Genomic DNA, 21629 nt, shown 5'->3' with positions numbered 1-21629 from the left:
GGTCACAGCCCCATCCGTCGCTTCGAGGCGGCCGGGCGGACGTCCGCGAGGGACTCCACGACCCGGTCCACCATGCCGTACTCCCGGGCCTGTTCGGCCGTGAACCAGCGGTCGCGGTCGCCGTCCCGGGAGATGGTCTCCGGGCTCTGACCGGTGTGCTCCGCGGTGATCCGCTCGATGGTCCGCTTGGTGTGCTCCAGGTTCTCCGCCTGGATCTCGATGTCCGCGGTGGTGCCGCCGATGCCCGCCGACGGCTGGTGCATCATGATCCGCGCGTTGGGGAGCGCGTAGCGCTTGCCGGGGGCGCCGACGCTGAGCAGGAACTGGCCCATGCTCGCCGCGAAGCCCATGGCGAGCGTGGAGACGTCGTTCGGGATCAGCCGCATGGTGTCGTAGATGGCCAGGCCCGCGTGCACCGAGCCGCCCGGGCTGTTGACGTACAGGCTGATGTCGGTGCGCGGGTCCTCCGCGGACAGGATCAGCAGCTGGGTGCAGACCCGGTTCGCGGAGACCTCGTCGACCTGGGTGCCCAGCAGGACGATGCGCTGCCCGAGCAGTTGGGTGGCCAGGTGGTCGTCGAAGCGGGAGGGAGGGGTGTCGCCCTCCTCGGCCCGCGGAGCGAGCGTGGCGAGTGAAGTCATCGGTTCTCCTCGTGGTGGCGGGGATGCCGTCGACTCCACTCTTGACCTCGGACGGTGCCCGCATACGGATTCTCTGCCCGCGGCAGATTCGCTGCGGGCAGAGCGGACCGCCGAGGCCCTACCGCGTCAGCCGACGCCCTTCTCACGCAGCTGCCGGAAGAACGCCCGTACGTCGCCCACCAGCAGGTCCGGCTCCTCCATCGCCGCGAAGTGCCCGCCCCGGTCGAGCTCCGTCCAGCGCACGATGTTCTCCGTCCGCTCCGCCTTGTGGCGCAGGGGGATCTGAGGGTCGCCGGGGAAGGAGGCCACCGCGGTCGGCGCGGTCGAGGGCTCGGTCGGAGCGGCGATCCGTTCCCCCTGGGCGTGGGCGCGCTCGTAGTACACGCGGGCGGACGAACCCGCCGTGCCCGTCAGCCAGTACAGCATCACGTTCGTCAGCATCAGGTCCCGGTCGACGGCCTCCTCGGGCAGCTCCTCGGAGTCCGTCCACTCCTGGAACTTCTCGACGATCCAGGCGAGTTGGCCGACCGGCGAGTCCGTGAGCGCGTACGACAGGGTCTGCGGCCGGGTGGACTGCACGTGGAAGTAGCCCGTCCCGTCCCGGAACCACTCGGCCCACCGGCCCCACGAGGTGAGCGTGCGCTCCCGTTCCTCGGGGCTCAGCGCCCGCAGTTCCTCGGGTGTCGGCTCGGTGGCGGCCTGCGCGCCGGGCAGCAGGTTGAGGTGGATGCCGATGACCCGGTCGGGGTGGACCCGGCCCAGTTCCCGGGAGATGCCCGCGCCCCAGTCGCCGCCCTGGGCGCCGAACCGCTCGTAGCCGAGGCGCGTCATCAGCTCGACCCACGCGTCGGCGATCCGGCGCGCCTCCCAGCCTGTTTCCCGGGTGGGCCCGGAGAACCCGAAGCCGGGAATGCTCGGCAGCACGAGGTGGAAGGCGTCGGCGGGGTCACCGCCGTGCGCGGCCGGGTCCGTCAGCGGGCCGACGATGTCGAGGAACTCGACGATCGACCCCGGCCAGCCGTGCGTGATGACCAGCGGGGTGGCGTCGGGCTCGGGCGAGCGGATGTGCGCGAAGTGCACCTGCGCGCCGTCGATCTCGGTGGTGAACTGCGGCCACTCGTTCAGCCGCGCCTCGGCCGCCCGCCAGTCGTACTCGTGTCGCCAGTACCGCACCAGGTCGCGCAGGTAGCCAGACGGAACGCCGTACGCCCAGCCCACCCCGGGCAGCTCGTCCGGCCACCGGTTCCGGTCGAGGCGGTCGTGCAGGTCGTCCAGTTCGCTCTGCGGAATGTCGATGCGGAAGGGCCGTATGCCGCTGTGGGCGGGCGAGAACGTCATGGTCGCGATGCTAATTGCGAACGGTGTAGCAGCCACCTGGATTAATCGCCCGCGCGACCGATGAGTTCCGGGGCCAGGATCGGTCGACACAGGTGACCGTGTTCCACACGCCCAGGAGGACCCATGACCACCGACGGATTCACCACGTGTCTCTGGTTCGACGGCCAGGCCGAGGAAGCCGCCCACTACTACGTGTCGATCTTCAAGAACTCCAGCATCGAACGCGTCGGCCGCAACGTCGAGGGAGGAGCGGGCCCGGCCGGCTCCGTGTTGGCCGTGGAGTTCACGGCCAACGGCCAGAAGTTCGTCGCGCTGAACGGCGGCCCGCAGTTCAAGTTCAACGAGTCGGTCTCCTTCCAGATCTTCTGCGCCGATCAGGAGGAGATCGACTACTACTGGACCAAGCTCACCGAGGGCGGCGGCGAGCCCGGTCCCTGCGGCTGGCTCAAGGACAAGTACGGCCTGTCCTGGCAGGTCGTCCCCGAGCACCTGATCGACATGATCAGCGACCCGGACCAGGAGAAGGCGGCCCGTACGACCAAGGCCTTCATGGCGATGGGCAAGTTCGACATCGCCACCCTGGAGAAGGTCTACGCGGGCGAGTGAGGTCCCGGTGCGGGGGAGTGGCCGCGGTGCACGGGGGGCACCGTGGCCACATGTCGTCAGCCCGCCTCGGCCAGGACCTCCCCGATCACATGCCGTGAGTTCTCCGCCACCGGCGGATTGGTGTGCCAGTAGTACGGCAGCGCGATCGCCGCGATCGACAGTGCCCAGCCCCGACCGCGCGCCCACTCGGCCTCGTCCACGTCCACCGCCTCACGGAACAGGCCGCGGGCCGTGGCCGGCAGCAGGCACCACGCGGTGATCAGATCGACGGCCGGATCACCCACACCCACGGTGCCGAAATCGATCACGCCGGTCAGCCGCCCGCCCGTGACCAGGAGATTGCCGGCCATGAGGTCGCCATGCGCCCAGACGGGCGGCCCGGCGTACTCCGGGGCGCGCAGTGCCTCCTCCCACCGGGCCGTCACCGCCGCGGTGTCCACCCTGCCCTCCAACTGGGCCAGAGCCGCACGCATCTCCTCGTCCCGGGCCGCCAGCGGGGCACCCCGATAGCCGGGCGGCCCGCCGTCGGGATCGATCCGGCGCAGGGCACCGACGAACGCTGCGAGGTCCTTGGCGAGCAGCTCCGGCTCCGTCAGGGCGCCGACGACCGGGTTGCCGCCCTCCAGCCAGCGGTACACGGACCAGGGCCACGCGAACCCCGTGCCGGGGCCGCCCAGGGCGAGCGGTTCGGGCGTGGCGAAGGGCAGCCGCGGGCCGAGCCGGGGCAGCCAGCGCTGCTCGTGCCGCACGTCCTCGACCGCGCCGGGATGCCGGGGGAGCCGTACGACCAGGTCCGCACCGAGCCGGAACATGGCGTTCTCGGTCCCCGAGGACTCCAGGCGCTCGACGGGCAGCCCCGCCCACCGCGGAAACTGTTCGGCGATCAGCCGTCGGACGAGCGGGACATCGATGTCCGCCTCGCCCTCTCGCATCTTCATGGCACACACGCGGCTCATCCCAGCGGATCGACCGCCCCTGTGTCGAAGGGATTTGCCGCCGCGCTCACGGCTCGCCGGCCCGTTCTCCGATCGCCCGGGTGATCTCGCGGGCGATGCGGAGGATGCCGGGTGAACGAACCGGACACGGCCGGGGCGTGGACGTGGTGGGCGCCAGGCAGAAGTGCAGGTAGTCCTTGTCGAGATGAAGGGCGGTGCGGTCGCGGTCGGGCTGGGTGCAGTAGTCGGGGTGGTCGTGCTCGTACTCGGTGCACGGCAGGTACTGGACCCAGGTCTGGCGGGCACCGGCGGGGCTCACCGCCCGGCCCGCGTCGACGACGAGGTCGCCCGAGGCCGCGGCCTGATGCTCGTAGAGGGTGTTCACCCGGCGGACCCGGTCGGGGGTGAGCGGGTCTGGGCCCTGCGACACCCACACGATCCGGGGCCGCTTCGCCCCGCCGGCCGCCGCGATCTGTTTCGTGAGCCGCTCGGCGTCGGCCGCGTACCGCGCGAAGTACGCGGTGCGGGAATCCGCGTACGTGATGCCGTCCATGCACCAGGTGTAGCCCCACGCGTTGCCCCAGAACTGCAGGACCACGAAGTCCGGGTGCGACGCGCGGACCAGGGCGGCCGCCTTGTCCCGGTCCGGCACCAGGGAACGCGCCCCGGTGCCCTCCAGGTAGTCGCACAACGTGGTCCCCGAATAGGGCGCGCTGGTGTATCTCGCGCCCAGGTCCCTCCGTAACTCCTGGCCGAGGACCCGCTGGTTCTCCATCGCCAGCGAGTCGCCGAGGTACAGCACGGTGGGCGTGTGCGCGGGGGCGCGGGAGGTGGGGCGCGGGGTGACGGCCGGCCGTCGGTGCTCGGTGGCCGTCGACGGCAGGTCCGGGGAGGGCGGCGGTACCTCCGGGCCGGACGCCGGGTCCGTGCACGCGCCGAGCAGCAGCCCGGTGAGCAGTACCCCCACGATCCACGCCCCGCGCATGCGACCACTCCCGTCCCGGCCGGCGAAACGGCTCCCCAGGCAAGCACAGCCGGGTCCCGGGAGGAAGAGCGCGGCGAACCGACTCGTTCGGCGCGCGGCCCGGCGGGCGGATGACTAGCGTGAGAAACCGGACCATTCACCGATCGGGAGAGGGCCGTGGTCATGGCCGTACAACCTGAGGGAACCCCCTGTTGGGCCGATGCGATGTTCAGCGACGTCGAGGGAGCGAAGAGCTTCTACGGTGACGTCCTCGGCTGGACCTTCGGCGAGGCGTCGTCGGAGTTCGGCAACTACACCCAGGCGTACGTCGACGGAAAGGCGGTCGCCGCTGTCGTACCGCCGATGCCGGGCCAGGAAGGGCAGTCGCAGTGGTGCCTGTATCTCGCGTCCCCCGACGCGACGGCCACCGCCCGCAAGATCCGTGAGAACGGCGGCGAGGTCCTGATGGAGCCGATGCAGGTGGGCGACTTCGGCACCATGTGCCTGGCCCGCGACCCCAGTGGCGTCGTCTTCGGCGTATGGCAGGCGGGGACCCACGAGGGGTTCGAGGCGCCGCCCGAGCAGCCCGGCGCGTACTGCTGGGCCGAGGTCTTCACCCGGCAGCCCGAGAAGTCGGACGCGTTCTTCCCGGCCGTCTTCCCCTACACCGCGAAGCGGATGCAGGACGACGCGGTGGACTTCCACATGTTCGAGATCGAGGGCAACACGGTCCTCGGCCGTATGAAGATGACGGAGGATTTCCCGCCGGAGGTGCCGCCGTACGTCAACGTCTACTTCAGCGTCGACAACTGCGACGACGCCGTCGCCCGCGCCACCAAGCTCGGCGGTGTCCTCCGGTTCGGCCCGATGGACACCCCGTTCGGCCGCTTCGCCGCCCTCAGCGACCCGCAGGGCGCGAGCTTCTCGGTGATCGACGTCACGACGACGGCCGGGGAGATGCCAAAGATCGCGGACGTCTCCTGACGGACGTCCGGACGCCTCGCGCGGCCATGGCATGATCGGGCGCATGCATGAACGTGTGGTGGCCGCGTGTGACGGGGCTTCGAAGGGAAACCCCGGGCCGGCGGCCTGGGCCTGGGTGGTCGCCGACGAGTCGGAGAGCCCGACCCGGTGGGAGGCGGGGCCGCTCGGCAAGGCCACCAACAACGTGGCCGAACTGACCGCTCTGGAACGGCTGTTGGCGTCGACCGACCCGGATGTGCCGCTGGAGGTCCGGATGGACTCCCAGTACGCGATGAAGGCCGTCACCACCTGGCTGCCCGGCTGGAAGCGCAACGGCTGGAAGACGTCCGCCGGTAAACCGGTCGCCAACCAGGACCTGGTGGTCCGCATCGACGAACTGCTCGACGGACGCTCCGTCGAGTTCCGTTACGTGCCCGCCCACCAGGTCGACGGGGACCGGCTCAACGACTTCGCGGACCGCGCCGCGAGCCACGCCGCGATCGTGCAGGAACCCGCGGGCAGCGGCCTCGGTTCGCCTCAGCCGCCGGCCGCACCGGACAAGCCCGCGGCCCGCGCCCCGCGGGCACGATCGGGTGGAGCCAAGGCCGGAACCACGGCGTCCGGCGGGCGCGGTGGCTCCGCACGGACCATCAACGCGAAGTTCCCCGGCCGCTGCGTCTGTGGACGCCCGTACGCGGCCGGGGAACCCATCGCCAAGAACGATCAGGGCTGGGGCCATCCGGAGTGCCGTACGGCGGCCGCCGGATAGCGCTCGGCGGTTACACCACCACGCCGCGCCACTCCCCGGTCTCCCGGCCGCGCTCCTCGATGAACTTCTTGAAGCGTTCCAGGTCTCCCTTGGTCTGACGCTTCACGAACCCGAGCTTGTCACCGACCTTCTCGGTGACGCTGTCGGGATGGAAGTCCATCTGCAGCATCACCTTGGTGTGCTGCTCGTCGAGCCGGTGGAACGTCACCGCACCCGCCTGCCGGGCCTCGCCCGCGATCGTGGTCCAGGCGACCCGCTCGTCCGGGACCTGCTCCGTGATCTCCGCGTCGAACTCCCGGTGCACCCCGTTCACGCTGGTCACCCAGTGCGTGAGTGTGTCCGTACGCTGCTCGATGCGCTCCACCCCGTCCATGAACTCGGGGAACGACTCGAACTGGGTCCACTGGTTGTAGGCCGTGTGCACGGGGACACCGACCTCGATGGATTCCTCGACCTGCGACACAGGTCATCGCCTCCTTCGTCTCGTCGGATGGTCCAGCGCGGGTACCCGTGACCTGCGGTGCAAACCAACCGGAGATCGTCCGGCGGTGATCGTCCGCGAGCCCACGTCCCGATTCTTCTCCTGCTACCCTGCGTTGCCGATCGACCGCATTGGGTAATCGAGACGAGAAGTAGGGGTGCGCGTGAAGGTCGCCTGTGTCGGTGGCGGGCCCGCCGGGCTGTATCTGTCGATCCTGCTGAAGCGGCAGGATCCCTCCCACGACATCACGGTCCACGAACGCGACCCGGAGGGATCGACCTACGGCTGGGGCGTGACCTACTGGCGCGGACTGCTCGACAAACTGCACACGCACGACCCCGAGTCGGCCCGCGCCGTCGAGGAACACTCGGTGCGCTGGAACCACGGCGTCGCCCATGTCCGGGACACCGCCACGCGACACCCGGGCGACGAGGGCTTCGGCATCGGCCGGCACCGTCTGCTGGAGATCCTCGCCGGACGAGCCCGGTCCCTCGGCGTACGGCTGGAGTTCGAGCACGAGGTGACGGACCGGAACCTTCCCGAAGCCGATCTGGTGGTGGCGGCCGACGGTGTGCGCAGCGCGCTGCGCACCGGACACGCCGACCGCTTCGGCGAGGAGATCAGGGCCGGCCGCGACCAGTACATCTGGCTCGGCACCACCAAGGTCTTCGACGCCTTCACCTTCGCCTTCGTCGAGACCGACCACGGTTGGATCTGGTGCTACGGCTACGCCTTCAGCCCCGAGCGCAGCACCTGCGTGGTGGAGTGCGCCCCCGAGACCTGGGCCGGACTCGGGCTGGACCGGGCCGACGAGGCCGACGGACTCGCCCTCCTGGAGAAGCTCTTCGCCGACGTGCTCGACGGGCACGCCCTGATCGGCCGCTCCTCGGGCCAGGGGGGCGCCCAGTGGCTGAACTTCCGTACCCTCACCAACCGGACCTGGCACCACGACAACCTCGTCCTGCTCGGCGACGCGGCCCACACCACGCACTACTCCGTCGGCGCCGGAACCACCCTCGCCCTGGAGGACGCGATCGCCCTGGCCGGAGCGCTGCACGAGCACGCCGCCCTCCCGCAGGCCCTCGCCCACTACGAGCGGGAACGCAAGCAGGCCCTCCTCCCCATCCAGAGCGCGGCCCGCTACAGCGCCCAGTGGTACGAGAACCTGCCCCGCTACATCCGGCTGCCCCCGGACCAGATGTTCGCCCTGCTCGGCCAGCGCCACTCGCCCCTGCTGCCGTACGTCGCGCCGCAGCTGTACTACCGGATGGACAGGGTCGCCGGGCAGCTGGAGACGTTGCGCCGGTTCAAGCGCTGGCTGGGGCCGAAGGTGGCGCGGACCGTGCACGCGCGGGCACTGGCCTCCCGCAAGTGACTCTCCCGGTCTCGGATGGATCTCATCGGAACAGGCGGTCCAGGAAGGCGTTGTCGAAGACACGGTGCGGGTCGAGCCGGTCCAGCGTCCCGGCCGCCTGCCCCCACACCGCCTCGCCGAACGAGGCGGGCACCGACGTACCGATCACCTCGTCGTCGTCCCACACCCCCTCGTCGGTGTACGCCCAGCCCTTGGACCACTCGACCCGGGTGAGGGCGTGCCCGCCGTCGTACGTCCGCAACAGGAACCGTTCCAGTTCGCGCAGGAACGCCTCCGCGTGCGGTGTGCCCGGCAGGGTCAGCACGTCCAGCCAGAGGGCGGTGTCCCACTCGGGATGCTCCTCGCTGGGCCGCAGCGCCGACAGCAGCGGGGCCCGGGCTCCGTCCAGCTCCGTGTCGGCCGGATCGTCCAGACCGGTCACCCGGATCTCGACCGTGCCGTTGACCGGGAAACGCCCCTGGGCCGCGTACGCCGCGAGCCGCTCCCGGTAGAAGGAGGTGAACTCGGCGACGACACGCTGCACCTGACCCCTGGTCGTGAGCACCGCGTAGCCGTTCGCGGTCACCCGCAGCGTGGTGGGTCTGACGTAGAGCAGCGTGTTCTTGGACGGCCCCCAGATGTCGGCGGACAGCGTCGCCACGAGCCCCAGCGCGGCCGCGTCGTACTGCGCGTTGCCGAGCACCGGCGCCAGATACCAGGCCCCGTCCGAGACCATCCGCCCGGCCAGCTCCGCCACCGGCGTCGGAATGGTGTCGGAGAACGGGTAGTTGTACGGCGACGTCACCCGCCGTGAGGTCAACGGCCGTGTCGGTGCCACGCTCCACACCTTCAGCCACGGGAACTCGGTGAAGGCGAACCAGATCGCCTCGATGCGCCCGGCCTCCTCCAGGTAGCGGGCGAGGGTACGGCCGTCGCTGCCGGGCGCGGCGAACAGCTCGCCGGCCGGGATGTCCGTACGGCTCACGCACCGCAGGTTGGTGTTCGCGCCCACGCGCAGCACCACCTCGGTGACCAGGGCCCGGCCGAGGTGGGTGACCAGCGCCGCGCAGTCCGCCTCGTCGCGGCGGAAGGTACGCAGGACGTACGCGTCGCTGTCCGCGTCCCACACCACGGCGGTCAGCGACAGCACGAGATTGCTGAGCGAGCCGTACGTGTGCCCGGGCGGCCGCCGTTCGCCGTGGGCCGGTACGGCGGTGCCGTGCGCGTCGATCGCCAGCGCCCCGCCCAGGGTGAGGTCCCCGGGAGCGGGCGCGGCGGTGACCCCGAGGCCGTGCTCCTCCAGATAGGTGAGCAGTGCCTCCAGCGTGACACCGGTGCCGGCGCGTACGGAGGTCCCGGACTCCAGGGACAGGCCGGTGAGATGGGAGGCGGTGTCGACCAGGAGGACGGGCGCGTCCGACGCCGTCCCCTCCGTGATCGTCAGCGGGGACCAGCCGTGCGAGGAACCCCGGGGGCGTACCGTCCAGCCGTGCCGCCAGGCCCAGTTGACGACGGCGACCGCCTGGCCCGGGCCGGTCGGCGCACAGGCCCACAGTCCGTCGGCGGTGATCTCGCCGACCCAGTTCCGGTACGCCGAGTGGTACAGGGCGACCCCGGCCGGGAAGTCCGGCAGCTCCTGGGCGGCCTGTGCCGGGTCCGCCGCCACCAGCACGGGTACGGCGGCCAGGGCGGCGGCGGACCGCAGGAAACCGCGGCGGGTCCAGGGCACGCTCATTGAACGATCAGTCACGGACTCACGCTAGGTGTCCGTTGACGCGTGCATGCCCCATGTCCAGGTGATTCACTCGTGTGGGTGAAAGGCTCAGGTGTCACCGGTCGGAGCGACCCGTTCCGTGGGCCTTCCTGACGGATGACAGACTGGCGCCATGGACGAGCGCACATTCGGTAGGTCGCAACAGCACGCATCCGTCGTCGGCCTCGGCACCTGGCAACTCGGCGCCGACTGGGGAGACGTCGACGACAAGGAAGCCGTGGCGGTGCTGGAGGCGGCGGCCGAGTCGGGGGTGACCTTCTTCGACACGGCCGACGTGTACGGCGACGGACGCAGTGAGCAGTCCATCGCCGCCTTCCTGGGCGGACGCCCCGACCTGCATGTGCTGGTCGCGACGAAGATGGGCCGCCGTGCCGACCAGATCCCGGAGAACTACGTCCTCGACAACTTCCGTGCCTGGAACGACCGTTCACGCCGCAACCTCGGCGTCGACCGTATCGACCTGGTGCAGCTGCACTGCCCGCCGACGTCCGTCTACTCCACCGACGAGGTCTTCGACGCCCTCGACACCCTGGTCGAGGAGGAGCGCGTCGCCGCGTACGGCGTCAGCGTGGAGACCTGTGCGGACGCTCTGACCGCCATCGCGCGGCCGGGTGTGGCGAGCGTGCAGATCATCCTGAACCCGTTCCGCGTGAAGCCCCTGCGCCAGGTGCTTCCCGCGGCCCGGCAGGCCGGCGTCGGCGTCATCGCCAGGGTCCCGCTGGCCTCGGGCCTGCTGTCGGGCAAGTACACCAAGGACACGGTGTTCCCCGAGAACGACCACCGCGCCTACAACCGGCACGGCGAGGCCTTCGACGTGGGGGAGACCTTCGCCGGCGTGGACTACGCGACGGGCGTCGAGGCCGCCGCAGAGTTCGCCGCGCTCGCCCCGGAGGGATACACCCCGGCCCAGCTGGCGCTGCGCTGGATCATCCAGCAGCCGGGTGTCACCAGCGTGATCCCCGGCGCCCGCTCGCCCGAGCAGGCCCGCGCCAACGCGAGGGCCGCCAAGCTGCCCGAGCTGTCCGAGGCGACGCTCACCGCGATCGGCGACCTCTACGACCGGAGGATCAAGGAGCAGGTGGAAGCCCGCTGGTAGGACGCCTGGACGGCCCCGGCGGTCCAGGGCTCAGGGCTCCAGCAGCAGCTGCCTCTCCTGCTCCTGGTCGCCCGAGGCCGACCCCTGGTCGCGCGTGGGGAAGACCTGGGCCAGTGTGCTGCTCGCCTTCTCCACGGCCTGCGGTGTGCCCTGCACGGTGACGGTCACCGGCGCGGACAGGTGATCGGCGGTGCCCGGTGCGACCGGGGCCGACCCGTCGGCCGTATCGCTGTCGAACGTGGCCGTGTGGACCGTGGCGTTCTTGTCGGCGGGCAGTTCCCGCGCGGAGCCGAAGGCGGGCTCCAGGGCCCGCACGACCGCCCGTGCGTCGGCGGTGCTGCCGCCGCTGAGTGTGACAGTGAGCTCGGTGTCGGACATGGTCAACGGGACTCCTCGGATGGTCGGCGTCGGACGGGCGGAGGCGTGCCGGCCTGAGCCGCCACGCCATCCGTCCCGCGGTCCGTGTAACCGTCCGTTGATCGCTGAAACAGTCGCCCGGCCGGCCGAGGCCCACCGCTCAGAAGCGGCCGCCGGTCAGGCGGGTGACCGGCCCCTGGGTGTGGCGCTCGGTGCGGCGGCCCGCCGCGAAGGACACGGCGCCCAGTGCGGTCAGACCGGCGCCGAGGCCCGCTGCGACGAGCTTGCGGTGGCTGAGCACCGTCCATGCCGTCTTCGCGCCCGCGGCCACCTGGCCCGAGGCCGAGACGATCGCCTGGCGCCCCACCTCCACGCTCTTGGCCGCGGTGTGCGCGGCCGTGCTGGTCGCGTCTGCCGCCCGCTGTGCGCCCGCCTTCGCGGCCGAGGCCGCCTCGTCGGTCTTGGATGCGGCTGTCCGCGCGGTCCGTGTCGCCGGGGCCGTCGCCTGGTCCGTGCTCTGCCGGGCCTTGGCGGCGGTGATGGCGGCGGTCTTCTTGGTCGTTTCCTTGTCCGATTCCGTCATGGGAACCGGTTTGCCGTTCGCCTCCGTCGCAAACACGTTCCGTCACACAGCCTTTCTGCGGCCCTCACGATCGGTCAAGAAGGTGTAACAGGTCAAGAAGGCGTAAAAGAGGGAACCCGGTGCACAAGAACGAAGCGAGGTTCGATCGAGCGGGGAGGAAAGTTGTCGGCCAGCGGGAAAGAAGTGGGCACCACCAACACGGGACGCGACGAGACGGAGGAGGAGAGAGCCGACCGCAAGTGGGGAGAGCTCATCCAGGAGGTCAGGGTCGCCCAGACGGGCGTGCAGATCCTGTTCGGCTTCCTGCTGACCGTCGTGTTCACACCGAAGTACGCGAGCCTGGCCGACCCGGACAAGGCCATCTACATCGTGACGGTCGTGCTGGGCGCCTGCGCCACCGGCGCGCTGATCGGTCCCGTGTCCCTGCACCGTCTGGTGTCCGGTCGGCGGGTCAAGCCGCAGTCGGTGGAGTGGGCTTCACGGTTGACCTTCGTCGGCCTGGTGCTGCTGCTCGCCACCATGACGTCGGCGCTGCTGCTGGTCCTTCGGGTGGCCACGCACGACGACTACGTGCCGTGGCTGGTCACCGGAGTGGTCGCCTGGTACCTGCTGTGCTGGTTCTTCGTGCCGTTGCTGGTCCGGCAGCGCCATACGACGAAGTGACTCCGAGTGCGTCGAGCCGACGGGCGTGCGGGCGGCCGGCCGGGCAGCAGTCGGTCCGGGTGGCCAGGAAGGGTCCGCCGCCTGGCCACCGATCACCACGGACGCCCCTCCGGCACGAGCAGGACGGCCATTGACCCGCGCCGCGCGTCAGCCGCCCGCGAGGACGTCCTGGAGGAAGTCGTCGATCCGGACCTGCTCCCGGCCGGGCGTCACGACCTCCCGGGTCTCCCGCAGGAAGGCCGCGATCGCCGGAGCCCACGCGAACACCACGGCGCGCTGGCGGCCGCCGTCGGGGCGGGTGTCGCCGAGGAACTCGACGCGCAGTTCCTCCCACATGCCGGTCGACGCCGGCCGCATCCGCACGTCCCCCACCCCGACCGGCTGCCGCAGGCCCTCGGTGAGCATCTCCCGGTCCAGCCGCCACCGCGCGAGCACCCGGCCGTCATGGCTGAACAGCGCGGTGACGGCGAACGGGTCCGCCGCGTCGTAGCTGAGGTGGGCGAGCACCGGGCAGCGCTCGGCGGCACCCGCCTGAAGCTGCACGACAAGCGTCTTGTGGACGAACGAGTTCACGGGAGGGCCTCCGGGGAGAACAGTCGTAGAGCCCTCTAGTACCCCCATCGCGCGCAAGATGCTCAGCCTTCCGGGTGATTCCCGCGAGCTCCGCGCAGCGAGGTGATGCAGGAGGCGATGGCCTGCTGGAGTTCCTCCAGCTGCTGGACCATGTCGTCCTCGTAGAACTCCTGGGCGTCGTCGAAGGTGAGCTCCTCGAACACCTTGGTCGCCCGCTGCAGGCTGCTGTAGAACTTCGTCCGCCGTTCCTGGACGCGCAGCTCGGGATCGGACTCCACCGCCTCGAAGACGAGCGACTTCATCGTGTCGTAGGCCTCCGTGGCCCACTCGCCGGTGTCCTCGTCCTCCTCCAGTTCGTCGAGGAGGGACAGGTGTCGTTCGGCCTCCTGGCGGACGTCGACGGGCGCGTCGATGGTCTGCCCCGCGGGGGTCTTGACCTGGCCCGACTCGGCGATCTGGCGGACGTATCCGATCCGGTCGGCGGACCTGCTCTCGGTGGCGACGGCCTTCTTCAGGTCGTCGGTGCGGACCACGTCCCGGGCCAACTCTGCCTGCAGCTCGGGGTCTTCGCGGACCCGGTCCAGCAGGGCCTGGCGGGCCGCCCGGGCGGTGGAGGGGTCGGCGAGGATCGCGGCGCGCAGCGCGGTCGGGTTCTCGGCGACCTCCAGCGCCTTGGTCGGCCGGATGCCCTCGGCCTCGGCCGCCTCCGTGATGGCGGTGCCCCGCTCGGAGGTGGCGCTGTTGCGGGAGACGTAGTAACCGAGCCACACGTCGGCGTCCGGCAGCTCCACCTCCTGGCCAGGCGTCAGCGCCTCGAACTGCGGGACGAGACCGTCGTCGGCGGCCCGGTCCCACGCCTTGTAGTAGCGCATGACACGCTCCGGCGAGCAGCCGGCCAGTTCGGCGAACTCCTTCGCCGACACCTTCGGCGTCTCGTCCGCGCCCTGGCCGCCGGGCCGCACGCTGCGCGCCACCATCAGGCCGAAGGCCCATCCTCCGGTGCGCGCGTAGACGCCGAACTCGCGCGCGTCCCGCGCCACGAGGTCGGACAGGGGCACGGGGGGCGCCTCGGACGGGACGATCGACAGTGTCACGGGTGACTCTCCTGGGCAGGCTGGTCGAACTGCGCTGGTGCGGTTCCTGGTGCGGTTCGGAAGCCTATTGCACCCAGCGGTGGCGCCCGGGCGGCCCCCGTGCCGTCAGTCCAGCGCGTCGTGCAGCGCGGGCAGCAGCGTCTTCGCCGACCAGTCCAGGTACTCGGGCTGGGACTCGCCGCCGATCTGCACCAGGGCGATCTCGGTGAACCCCGCCTCGGCGTACGGCCGTACCGCCTCGACGAAGTCCTCCGGGTCGTCGCCGCACGGGATCGAGCGGGCGACATCGTCGGGCGTGACGAACTGGGTGGCCGAGTCGAACGAATCCGGGTGCGGCAGCTCGGAGTTGACCTTCCAGCCGTTGCCGAACCAGCGGAACTGGGAGTGGGCGCGCTTGACGGCCGCGTCCCGGTCGGTGTCGTAGCACACCGGCAGCTGGCCCACCCGCGGCTTGCCCTGGCCGCCGTGCCGGTCGAAGGCGTCCAGGAGGCCCGCCTTGGGCTCGGTGGCGATCACCAGGTCGGCCAGCCGGCCCGCGAGGGAGCAGGACTGCTCGCCGGAGACGGCGATACCGATCGGCGGCGGCTGGTCCGGCAGGTCCCACAGGCGGGCCGACTCGACGTCGAAGTGTGTACCGCGACGGTTCACATGGCGGCCCTCGAAGAGCTCGCGGATGATCTCCACCGCCTCTTCGAGCATCTCGTGCCGTACGTCGACGGCCGGCCAACCGCCGCCCACCACGTGCTCGTTGAGGTTCTCCCCGGAGCCGAGCCCCAGCCGGAACCGGCCCTCGGACAGCAGCTGCATCGTCGCCGCCTTCTGCGCCACCACAGCCGGGTGGTAGCGGAAGCTCGGACACGTCACGTACGTCATCAGCGGAATGCGGGAGGTCGCCTGGGCGGCGGCTCCCAGCACACTCCACGCGTACGGCGAGTGACCCTGCGTACGCAGCCACGGGAAGTAGTGGTCCGAGGTCACCGAGAAGTCGAAACCCGCGTTCTCGGCCCCGACCACGTGGTCGACCAGGTCACGGGGGCCGGCTTGTTCAGTCATCATCGTGTATCCGATTTGCACCATAACGGCTGAGTCCCCGGTCAGCGGTGGGGGAAACGGACCGATCGCGGTCCCTTCGATCACGGCGCCGATCGGGAGAGGACGCCCGGCTGGGCGGAGCCGCGCGGCTCAGTCCGAGGTCTGCCGGAACGTTTTCAGGAAGGTGTCCAGGGCCTCCCGGTTCGCGGAGTCGTTCCAGTCCGCGGCCGGCGTGGTCCAGCGCAGCGAGAAACCCCGGCCCTCCCCGATGAGGAAGCCGCGGCCGAACGTGCGCGACCGGGTGCCGTGGGAGTCGTCGGCGAGCCACTCCATGTCGGCGGCCTCACGCCCCTGGTACGTCGTCGCGCGGATCTCACCGATCCGCTGGAAGCCGATGTCCGCCCGCTTCAGACCGGGTTCGACGTCGTCGCGCCAGACGGCGACGGGGTCCGCGCCCACGCGTTCGCTGTAGGTGACGGCGAGCGTGCGCGGGTCGTCGTCCTTTCCGAAGGTCACGCGAGACGAGAGGTCGCCCGTGCGCGAGGTGTTCAGCGCCTTCCAGCCGGCCGGGAGAGCCACGGAGAAGCCCTCCGGTGACTTGTACACACGGAATCCGGCGGGGAGCGCGTCGCCGGAAGGGGACGGTGTCGGCGTGGGTGTCGGTGTGGCGGAGGGCTTCGCGGTGGTGGGTGCCGGAGTGGGGGGTGTCGGCGTCGGCGTCCCGGGCGGGGAGGAGGCCTGTCCGTCGGTGACCGGGGTCGAGGCGCTCGGCCGGGATGCCGCACCGCTGGAGCTGGAGCTGGAGCCGGAGTCGGTACCCGGCAGTTGACGGGTCGCCGCGAGGACCGCGACGGACACCGTGACGACGGCCAGGGCGGTCCCGGCGACCATGGTCCGTCGGCTCCACACCGGGCCCGTCTGGTACAGGCCGCGCAGACGGGGCTTGGGCAGCGCCCGCAGAGCGTCCTCCGGCTCCTCGTTCAGGACCCGGGTGAGAGCCTCGCGAACCACCGGGCGGGTCAGCCGTTCCCGGGAGTTCTTGCGCAGCAGCCCCTGCACGGTCTGGGCGAGCGGCCCGGCGTGCACGGGACTGCGCAGCGGAAGCCGGTCCACCCCGCGCAAAGTGGCCTCCGGCCGGTCCCGGTCGCGGAACGGCGGCCGGCCCTCGACCATCGTGTACAGCATCGCCCCGAGCGCCCAGAGGTCGGCGGCCGGCCCGATGCGTTCGTCGCGGGCCTGCTCGGGCGAGGCGTACGACGGTGCGGTGACCCGGGGTGCCAGGGTCGCGCCGGTCAGGCCGAAGCCGGTGAGGACGACGGAGCCCTGGTTTCCCACGAACACCTGGCCGGGACTGAGCTCGCCGTGCGTGATGCCCTCGCCGTGCGCGGTCTCCAGCACGTCGAGCACCTCCAGGCCGATGCGCGCCGCCCGGACGTAACTGAACGTGCCCTGCTGGGCGAGGAGTTCCGTCAGGGGCAGGCCGTCGATCCATTCGGTGACGATCCACAGGACGCCGTGCTCCTCGACGGCGTCGAGCACCTCCGCGACCCGGCCCGGACACACCCGTCCCATGGTCTCGGCCATCCGGATGACACGGGCGGTGGCCCGGCGCGAACTCTCCCCGTCCAGGTCGGCCGGCAGCCCGATCTGGGTGAGGAGACGGGGTCGCCCGGCCCCGAGGTCCTCGCCGTACCAGCAGGTACGGTTGGTTTCGCGGTGGAGGATCTCCAGGAGCCGGTACCTTCCGGCGACCAACTCCTGTGTGGACACGTGCGCCTTGACCATGTCATCCCTCGCTGAACCCCTGGCTCTCACCTTTCCCAGAGGTACGCGGACCAGGACGGGGTGCGTTCAATGAATTCGCAACTGATGAGCACTGCTTCCCTTTTGTTCGACAGCTGTTCGACAGTTGTTCCACAGGCCGGTGGAACTGAGCGGGCCCTGCGCGGGTTGACGCGCTCCCGGCTCGGACCGGGTCGGCGGCGCCCCGCTCTCAGAGATCGCGTCGCACCAGGAAGTCCAGCAGGGACCGCAGATCGCCCCCGGCCGCCGGTTCCAGTGGCACTTCGGCCAGCAGCGCCTCCACGGCGGTGATGTGCCGCCGGGCCTCGGCCAGCGCGGCCGACCTGCCGCCCGCCTCCTCGATCAGCGCGGCGGCTCGCGCGGGCTCCGCGTCGGACTCCAGGAGTGCGGCCAGCCGGCCGGCCACGGGGGAGGGGGAGTCGAGTGCGGACAGGACGGGGAACGTCTTCTTCCGTTCCCGCAGGTCGCCGTGCACGGGCTTGCCGGTGACGGCCGGGTCGCCCCAGATGCCCAGCACGTCGTCGACGATCTGGAACGCGACCCCGAGATGCCGTCCGGCCCGGTCGAGCGCGGCGACCACGCTGGGCGGCGCGCCGCCGAGCAGGGCGCCCAGCGCGGCCGCGCAGCCCAGCAACGCACCGGTCTTGTGCTCGGCCGTCGTGCGGTACTCGACCGGCCGCACCCGGCGCGGCCCCACCCACGGGCGCGCGGCGAGCAGGAGGTCGTCGGCCTGGCCGCGCACCAGGTCGCCCAGCGCCACGGACAGCAGGCGCAGGGCCTCGGGGCCCGCCGATGAGCCGGCGAGGGTCTCGACGGCCAGCGCGAACAGCGCGTCGCCCGCGAGGACCGCCGGGCCCGTGCCGTACGCCTTCCACACGGTGGGGCGGCGTCGCCGGGCCGCGTCACCGTCCATGATGTCGTCGTGCAACAGCGAGAAGGTGTGCACCAGTTCCACCGCGACCGCCGCGGGCACCCCGGCCCGTCCGGGCGCGCCGGCGGCCTCGGCTCCGAGTACGGCCAGCGCCTGGCGCACCCCCTTGCCGCCGGTCGCCGTGGTGGGCGCGCCTCCGACCTCGCACCAGCCGAACGCGTATCCGGCCATCTCGCCCACCCACGGATGCAGGCGCCCGACCGCCTCCTGGAGCGCGGGCAGCACCAATCCGCGGCAACGGTCCAGGACTTCGGGGGCGGCGACCGCCGACGTCAACGCCGTCACCGTACGGCCTCCGTCCGCGTGTCGAACGCTTCCCGCGGCTGCCGCCGTGACGCCTGCGGCGAGTGCTCCGGTGCGTCCGCCCGGATGCCGAACTCCTCCTGGGCCCGCGCCACCATCTCCCTGGCGTGCCGCAGCCCGAGCCGGTCCAGGGTGCGGGCCAGATCGGCCAGTTCGGCGGCGGTCTCGGCGCGGTCGTCGCCCAGTCGGGCCCGGGACTTGGCCAGCCCGAGCCGCGCCAGGGCGGTGCCGCGCGGCTCGCTCATGTCACGGAACTCCGCGAGCGCCTGCTCGTAGCAGTCCCGCGCCTTCGCGTAACGCCCGGCGCGGTACAGGACGTTGCCGCGCATCTTGTGGTTGTACGCCAGCGCGCTGGACAGCTTCATCGCACGGCAGGTCTCCTCCGCCTCGGACAGCAGGACCAGCGCGCGCTCCGTGTCCCCGTCGCGCACGGAGACCACGTCGGCGAGCCCGCGCAGGGCCCAGGCGTGCCCACGCCGGTCGTCGGCGTCGGAGGCTATCTGGGCCGCCTCCTCGAACAGGGCGTACGCCGTGTCGTAGGAGCCGGTGTTGCGGTGGATCTGCGCTATACCCTCCAGCGCCCACACGGTGTGCCGCGCCTCGCCCCGCCGCCGGGCCTCGGCCAGCAGCTGCTCGTGCAGCCGGCCCACCGCCTCGTAGTCGCCCTGGATGCGTCCGGTCTCGGCGAGTCCCGCCAGCGAGTAGCCGCGGACGACGATGTCGCCGCCGCGTTCGCCGAGTTCGGCCGCCAACTCCAGCAGGCGCCGGGCCAGGGGGAACGCGCCGCGCTGCCGGGCCAGGGTGCCGCCGCTCCACAGCGCCCAGGCCATCGCCGCGATGTCCCCGGCCTCCCGGGCCGCGCGATAGCTCGCCTTCCACGCCCGGTCGGCCTCCCCGATCCGGCCCAGCCGGCGGTGTGCCTCGGCGACCGCGAGCCCGGATCGTGCGGCCTCCCCGTGCCGGCCCGCCTGTTCGGCGGCCCGCAACTGCTCGGTGCCGGCGGCCAGTACGTCGGTCAGCGAGGAGTTCACGGACAGGGTGGTGAGGGCGCCCTGGTACTCCGGGGCGAATGCCTTGTCGTACATGCCTGCCTCTCGGTCGATATACACGGCATGTCTACACGTGGTGTATACATCATGTGTATAGCGCGTCGGAAACCTGCCCCGGCCCACTGGGCCGGGGCGTCATCTGTTGGCGGTCAAGACGTCGGGACAGCCGTCGAGGTTGCCCGTGAGGCGTAGATCACGTCAGTGCTGCTGAGCCTTCTGAGGTGTCGCCTCGCTCGGCCGTACGACGGCGTAGCCCTCGCCCTGCAGCATCAACTGCACCGCCTCGCCGGAACCGCCGCGCAGCATCGACCCTATGGACTGCGAACGGTGCAACGAGGTCGCCAGGCCCGCCGTCCAGCCGACGATCGCGTCCGTGTCGACGTACACCGGGTACTGCGCGGAGACCGGGATGACCAGCGGATTGCCCTCACACGCCAGGCCCAGTCGGCCCTGCCCGGTGAAGACACTGTTGAACAGGCCGCCGCCGGCGATGCCGGCGCCCTTCACGGTCGCGATCCGGTACGCCAACGTGGCGTCGAAGCACAGGACGTTGCGGCCGTTGACGGTGAACTCGTCGCCCGGCTCGACGTCCACGACGAAGCAGTTCTGCGCCTCGTGCGCGAACCAGGCCTCGCCCTGCCCGCGTACGGCCATCAGCGGCAGGCCCTCACCGGTGACCGCGCGCTTGAGCATGCCGCCCACGCCCTGGCCCTTGCGTTCGAACTGGAGGTTGCCGCGGTAGGCGATCATCGCGCCCTGGCGGGCGAGCATCTCGCCGTTCACCGTGTAGCGGACGCACTTGGAGTTCTCGACCGTCATGCCCGCCTGTGTGGCCGGCTGGACCATGTGCTCGCTGGAAAAGAGATCGCTCTTCATGGGGGCATGGTGGCCCGGAGGGATCCCCTCCGCCAAGGTCGTGGCACCAGGCGCCGAAGAGCCGGGTGAGTGAGTCCGCGAACCGGTATGAAGTCGGCGATTCCCGCTGGGAGTTCACCCGGTCCGAACGGCCCGGGCGCAGATCTCGGACGTCGGATCCTGTTTCTTTTATTGACGGTGGAAAAGAAGACCCCTAGGTTCCCGAGCATGCTCCCGACACCCCGGGCCGAGAGGTTTCCGGTCAACACGCCTGCTGCCTCACAGATCTTCACCACCGTGCTGTCCCAAGGGCCCCTCACCCGCCTGGAGGTGGCCCGGCGTGCCGGGCTGTCCCCGGCCGCCGTCACCAAGGCGGTTCGGCCCCTGATCGAGGCGGGCTACCTGGTGGAGGACGCGGACGCGCAGGCCCAGCCCGCGCTGGGGCGGCCGGCGAACCTTGTGCGGGTCGACGGCGGACGGGCCCTGTTCGTCGGGGTCAAGGTGACCGGCGACGAGATCATCGGCGTGCTCACCGACCTGTGCTGCCGGATCCGCGTCGCTCGCCACGCGCCGCTGACCAGCCGTGACCTCACGGCGGCGCTGGCGGCCGTCGCGGACGTGGTCCAGGAACTGCGCACCGAGGCGGACGAGTCGGGGGCGCCCGTGCTCGGCGTCGGCATCGCGGTCTCCGGCGACGTGGACCGGGGCGAAGGGACCGTCCGCTACTCGCCGTTCCTGGAGTGGCGTGACGTGCCCCTCGCCGAACTCGCCGCCACGATCACGGGGTTGCCGGTCACCGTCGACAACGACGTGCGCGCCCTGACCGTCGCCGAGCAGTGGTTCGGCGCCGGGGCCGGGCTGTCCGACTTCGCCGTGGTGACCGTCGGCGCGGGTATCGGCTGCGGTCTCGTCGTGCACGGCCGGGTGGTCGCCGGCGCCCACGGGGTGGCCGGCGAGATCGGCCATGTGACCGTCGACCCGTCCGGACCGCCCTGCCACTGCGGCAACCGGGGCTGCGTCGAGGCGATCGCGGGCGACGCCGCGATCCTCCGGCGGATCCGCGAGGCCACCGGCCTCGAGGTCCCCGACACCGCCGAGGCGGTGCGCCTCGCCCACCTCGGGGTCGCCGCGGCACGGGAGGCGTACGCGCGTGCGGGCGAGGCCATCGGCCGCGGCATCGCCACCGTCGCCAACCTGCTCGGTCCCGAACGCGTGATCATCTCCGGAGAGGGCCTGGCCGCCTACGACCTGTTCGCCGAGCAGATCCGCGACGCCCTGGCCGCGGCCGCCTTCGGCTCCGCCGCCCAGTGCGACGTCCAGACCCGCCCGCTGACCTTCGAGGAATGGGCGCGCGGGGCCGCGGCCACAGCCATCCAGTCCTTCATCCGAGCCGACATCTAGCCATCCCCTACCGGCAGTTCCCCCCTACCGGCAGTTCCCCCCCAACAGGCAGTTCCCCTGCTGA

At 71.3% G+C, this 21629-nt stretch carries 22 protein-coding genes; 7 read left to right on the top strand and 15 right to left on the bottom strand.

Annotated features, from left to right (window positions below; translation table 11 throughout):
• Positions 1 to 2: 2 nt before the first annotated feature.
• Both AB0H86_RS21620 and AB0H86_RS21615 read right to left on the bottom strand, forming a co-directional pair.
• Complete coding sequence (locus AB0H86_RS21620) at positions 3 to 641, bottom strand: ATP-dependent Clp protease proteolytic subunit (protein ID WP_362440886.1); 639 nt, start codon at positions 639 to 641, stop codon at positions 3 to 5.
• Between the two features lie 126 nt (positions 642 to 767).
• Positions 768 to 1979, bottom strand: a complete 1212-nt coding sequence (locus AB0H86_RS21615) for an epoxide hydrolase family protein (protein WP_362440883.1) — start codon at positions 1977 to 1979, stop codon at positions 768 to 770.
• 123 nt (positions 1980 to 2102) lie between these two features.
• Between AB0H86_RS21615 and AB0H86_RS21610 the strand changes: the two genes are divergently transcribed.
• Positions 2103 to 2585: a VOC family protein gene (locus AB0H86_RS21610; RefSeq protein WP_362440880.1), complete on the top strand. Its 483-nt coding sequence runs from the start codon at positions 2103 to 2105 to the stop codon at positions 2583 to 2585.
• A gap of 56 nt (positions 2586 to 2641) precedes the next feature.
• Here AB0H86_RS21610 and AB0H86_RS21605 read toward each other — a convergent pair whose 3' ends face one another.
• The gene (locus AB0H86_RS21605) at positions 2642 to 3517 is read right to left on the bottom strand and encodes an aminoglycoside phosphotransferase family protein (RefSeq protein ID WP_362441571.1); all 876 of its coding nucleotides are present in this window, start codon (positions 3515 to 3517) and stop codon (positions 2642 to 2644) included.
• 70 nt (positions 3518 to 3587) lie between these two features.
• Complete coding sequence (locus AB0H86_RS21600; protein ID WP_362440876.1) at positions 3588 to 4505, bottom strand: SGNH/GDSL hydrolase family protein; 918 nt, start codon at positions 4503 to 4505, stop codon at positions 3588 to 3590.
• A gap of 162 nt (positions 4506 to 4667) precedes the next feature.
• On the opposite strand from AB0H86_RS21600, the gene AB0H86_RS21595 reads away from it, so the two are divergent.
• Together AB0H86_RS21595 and AB0H86_RS21590 are read left to right on the top strand one after the other, a co-directional pair.
• A complete protein-coding gene (locus tag AB0H86_RS21595; protein WP_362440873.1) occupies positions 4668 to 5468 on the top strand; it encodes a VOC family protein in 801 nt (266 codons plus the stop codon).
• 31 nt (positions 5469 to 5499) lie between these two features.
• Entirely contained in the window at positions 5500 to 6216 is a 717-nt protein-coding gene (locus tag AB0H86_RS21590; RefSeq protein ID WP_362440870.1) for a ribonuclease H, read from the top strand.
• A gap of 10 nt (positions 6217 to 6226) precedes the next feature.
• Here the strand turns inward: AB0H86_RS21590 and AB0H86_RS21585 are convergent, their stop codons facing one another.
• Complete coding sequence (locus tag AB0H86_RS21585) at positions 6227 to 6679, bottom strand: SRPBCC family protein (protein WP_362440867.1); 453 nt, start codon at positions 6677 to 6679, stop codon at positions 6227 to 6229.
• A 175-nt stretch (positions 6680 to 6854) separates the two neighbouring features.
• Here AB0H86_RS21585 and AB0H86_RS21580 point away from each other — a divergent pair, with 175 nt between their 5' ends.
• Positions 6855 to 8072: an FAD-dependent monooxygenase gene (locus tag AB0H86_RS21580; protein ID WP_362440864.1), complete on the top strand. Its 1218-nt coding sequence runs from the start codon at positions 6855 to 6857 to the stop codon at positions 8070 to 8072.
• A 22-nt stretch (positions 8073 to 8094) separates the two neighbouring features.
• Here AB0H86_RS21580 and AB0H86_RS21575 read toward each other — a convergent pair whose 3' ends face one another.
• Entirely contained in the window at positions 8095 to 9786 is a 1692-nt protein-coding gene (locus tag AB0H86_RS21575) for a cholesterol oxidase substrate-binding domain-containing protein (protein WP_362441568.1), read from the bottom strand.
• Between the two features lie 151 nt (positions 9787 to 9937).
• Here AB0H86_RS21575 and AB0H86_RS21570 point away from each other — a divergent pair, with 151 nt between their 5' ends.
• Entirely contained in the window at positions 9938 to 10921 is a 984-nt protein-coding gene (locus tag AB0H86_RS21570) for an aldo/keto reductase (RefSeq protein ID WP_362440861.1), read from the top strand.
• A gap of 30 nt (positions 10922 to 10951) precedes the next feature.
• Here AB0H86_RS21570 and AB0H86_RS21565 read toward each other — a convergent pair whose 3' ends face one another.
• Both AB0H86_RS21565 and AB0H86_RS21560 read right to left on the bottom strand, forming a co-directional pair.
• Positions 10952 to 11299, bottom strand: coding sequence for a hypothetical protein (locus tag AB0H86_RS21565; RefSeq protein ID WP_362440858.1), 348 nt, complete (start codon positions 11297 to 11299; stop codon positions 10952 to 10954).
• Positions 11300 to 11438: 139 nt separating this feature from the next.
• Positions 11439 to 11861 (bottom strand): hypothetical protein, encoded by a 423-nt coding sequence (locus AB0H86_RS21560; RefSeq protein WP_362440855.1) that lies wholly within the window; start codon positions 11859 to 11861, stop codon positions 11439 to 11441.
• A gap of 183 nt (positions 11862 to 12044) precedes the next feature.
• On the opposite strand from AB0H86_RS21560, the gene AB0H86_RS21555 reads away from it, so the two are divergent.
• Complete coding sequence (locus AB0H86_RS21555) at positions 12045 to 12524, top strand: DUF6328 family protein (RefSeq protein ID WP_362440852.1); 480 nt, start codon at positions 12045 to 12047, stop codon at positions 12522 to 12524.
• A gap of 147 nt (positions 12525 to 12671) precedes the next feature.
• Here AB0H86_RS21555 and AB0H86_RS21550 read toward each other — a convergent pair whose 3' ends face one another.
• The 7 genes from AB0H86_RS21550 to AB0H86_RS21520 all read right to left on the bottom strand — a co-directional run bounded on the left by AB0H86_RS21550 (position 12672) and on the right by AB0H86_RS21520 (position 20185).
• On the bottom strand, positions 12672 to 13097 hold the full coding sequence (locus tag AB0H86_RS21550) for an SsgA family sporulation/cell division regulator (RefSeq protein WP_362440849.1): 426 nt from the start codon (positions 13095 to 13097) through the stop codon (positions 12672 to 12674).
• Positions 13098 to 13159: 62 nt separating this feature from the next.
• Positions 13160 to 14191, bottom strand: a complete 1032-nt coding sequence (locus tag AB0H86_RS21545; protein ID WP_362440846.1) for a hypothetical protein — start codon at positions 14189 to 14191, stop codon at positions 13160 to 13162.
• Positions 14192 to 14296: 105 nt separating this feature from the next.
• On the bottom strand, positions 14297 to 15268 hold the full coding sequence (locus tag AB0H86_RS21540) for an LLM class F420-dependent oxidoreductase (protein ID WP_362440843.1): 972 nt from the start codon (positions 15266 to 15268) through the stop codon (positions 14297 to 14299).
• A gap of 105 nt (positions 15269 to 15373) precedes the next feature.
• Positions 15374 to 17008 carry a serine/threonine-protein kinase gene (locus tag AB0H86_RS21535; RefSeq protein ID WP_362440840.1) on the bottom strand — a complete coding sequence of 545 codons (1635 nt, stop codon included), beginning with the start codon at positions 17006 to 17008 and terminating at the stop codon, positions 15374 to 15376.
• 208 nt (positions 17009 to 17216) lie between these two features.
• Positions 17217 to 18242 (bottom strand): polyprenyl synthetase family protein, encoded by a 1026-nt coding sequence (locus AB0H86_RS21530; protein ID WP_362440837.1) that lies wholly within the window; start codon positions 18240 to 18242, stop codon positions 17217 to 17219.
• Positions 18239 to 19345 (bottom strand): tetratricopeptide repeat protein, encoded by a 1107-nt coding sequence (locus AB0H86_RS21525; protein ID WP_362440834.1) that lies wholly within the window; start codon positions 19343 to 19345, stop codon positions 18239 to 18241. Before AB0H86_RS21525 ends, AB0H86_RS21530 begins: the two co-directional genes overlap by 4 nt.
• Before the next feature lie 162 nt (positions 19346 to 19507).
• Positions 19508 to 20185 (bottom strand): AIM24 family protein, encoded by a 678-nt coding sequence (locus AB0H86_RS21520; protein ID WP_362440831.1) that lies wholly within the window; start codon positions 20183 to 20185, stop codon positions 19508 to 19510.
• Positions 20186 to 20392: 207 nt separating this feature from the next.
• Between AB0H86_RS21520 and AB0H86_RS21515 the strand changes: the two genes are divergently transcribed.
• Positions 20393 to 21565 carry an ROK family transcriptional regulator gene (locus AB0H86_RS21515; protein WP_362440828.1) on the top strand — a complete coding sequence of 391 codons (1173 nt, stop codon included), beginning with the start codon at positions 20393 to 20395 and terminating at the stop codon, positions 21563 to 21565.
• The last annotated feature ends 64 nt before the right edge of the window (positions 21566 to 21629 follow it).

The sequence above is a fragment of the Streptomyces sp. NPDC050997 genome (assembly GCF_040660135.1).
Taxonomy (GTDB): Bacteria; Actinomycetota; Actinomycetes; order Streptomycetales; family Streptomycetaceae; genus Streptomyces.
Note: the sequence above shows the minus strand (reverse complement) of the source record. Positions and strands in the feature narration are given on the sequence as shown.

Excerpts from the sequence above, each read along its gene's own strand:
- AB0H86_RS21535 (WP_362440840.1), bottom strand. The coding sequence starts at position 17,008 with ATGGTCAAGGCGCACGTGTCCACACAGGAGTTGGTCGCCGGAAGGTAC.
- AB0H86_RS21520 (WP_362440831.1), bottom strand. The coding sequence starts at position 20,185 with ATGAAGAGCGATCTCTTTTCCAGCGAGCACATGGTCCAGCCGGCCACA.
- AB0H86_RS21525 (WP_362440834.1), bottom strand. The coding sequence starts at position 19,345 with ATGTACGACAAGGCATTCGCCCCGGAGTACCAGGGCGCCCTCACCACC.
- AB0H86_RS21515 (WP_362440828.1), top strand. The coding sequence starts at position 20,393 with ATGCTCCCGACACCCCGGGCCGAGAGGTTTCCGGTCAACACGCCTGCT.
- AB0H86_RS21575 (WP_362441568.1), bottom strand. The coding sequence starts at position 9,786 with ATGAGCGTGCCCTGGACCCGCCGCGGTTTCCTGCGGTCCGCCGCCGCC.
- AB0H86_RS21605 (WP_362441571.1), bottom strand. The coding sequence starts at position 3,517 with ATGCGAGAGGGCGAGGCGGACATCGATGTCCCGCTCGTCCGACGGCTG.
- AB0H86_RS21620 (WP_362440886.1), bottom strand. The coding sequence starts at position 641 with ATGACTTCACTCGCCACGCTCGCTCCGCGGGCCGAGGAGGGCGACACC.
- AB0H86_RS21560 (WP_362440855.1), bottom strand. The coding sequence starts at position 11,861 with ATGACGGAATCGGACAAGGAAACGACCAAGAAGACCGCCGCCATCACC.
- AB0H86_RS21540 (WP_362440843.1), bottom strand. The coding sequence starts at position 15,268 with ATGGTGCAAATCGGATACACGATGATGACTGAACAAGCCGGCCCCCGT.
- AB0H86_RS21600 (WP_362440876.1), bottom strand. The coding sequence starts at position 4,505 with ATGCGCGGGGCGTGGATCGTGGGGGTACTGCTCACCGGGCTGCTGCTC.
- AB0H86_RS21595 (WP_362440873.1), top strand. The coding sequence starts at position 4,668 with ATGGCCGTACAACCTGAGGGAACCCCCTGTTGGGCCGATGCGATGTTC.
- AB0H86_RS21615 (WP_362440883.1), bottom strand. The coding sequence starts at position 1,979 with ATGACGTTCTCGCCCGCCCACAGCGGCATACGGCCCTTCCGCATCGAC.
- AB0H86_RS21565 (WP_362440858.1), bottom strand. The coding sequence starts at position 11,299 with ATGTCCGACACCGAGCTCACTGTCACACTCAGCGGCGGCAGCACCGCC.
- AB0H86_RS21570 (WP_362440861.1), top strand. The coding sequence starts at position 9,938 with ATGGACGAGCGCACATTCGGTAGGTCGCAACAGCACGCATCCGTCGTC.
- AB0H86_RS21610 (WP_362440880.1), top strand. The coding sequence starts at position 2,103 with ATGACCACCGACGGATTCACCACGTGTCTCTGGTTCGACGGCCAGGCC.
- AB0H86_RS21590 (WP_362440870.1), top strand. The coding sequence starts at position 5,500 with ATGATCGGGCGCATGCATGAACGTGTGGTGGCCGCGTGTGACGGGGCT.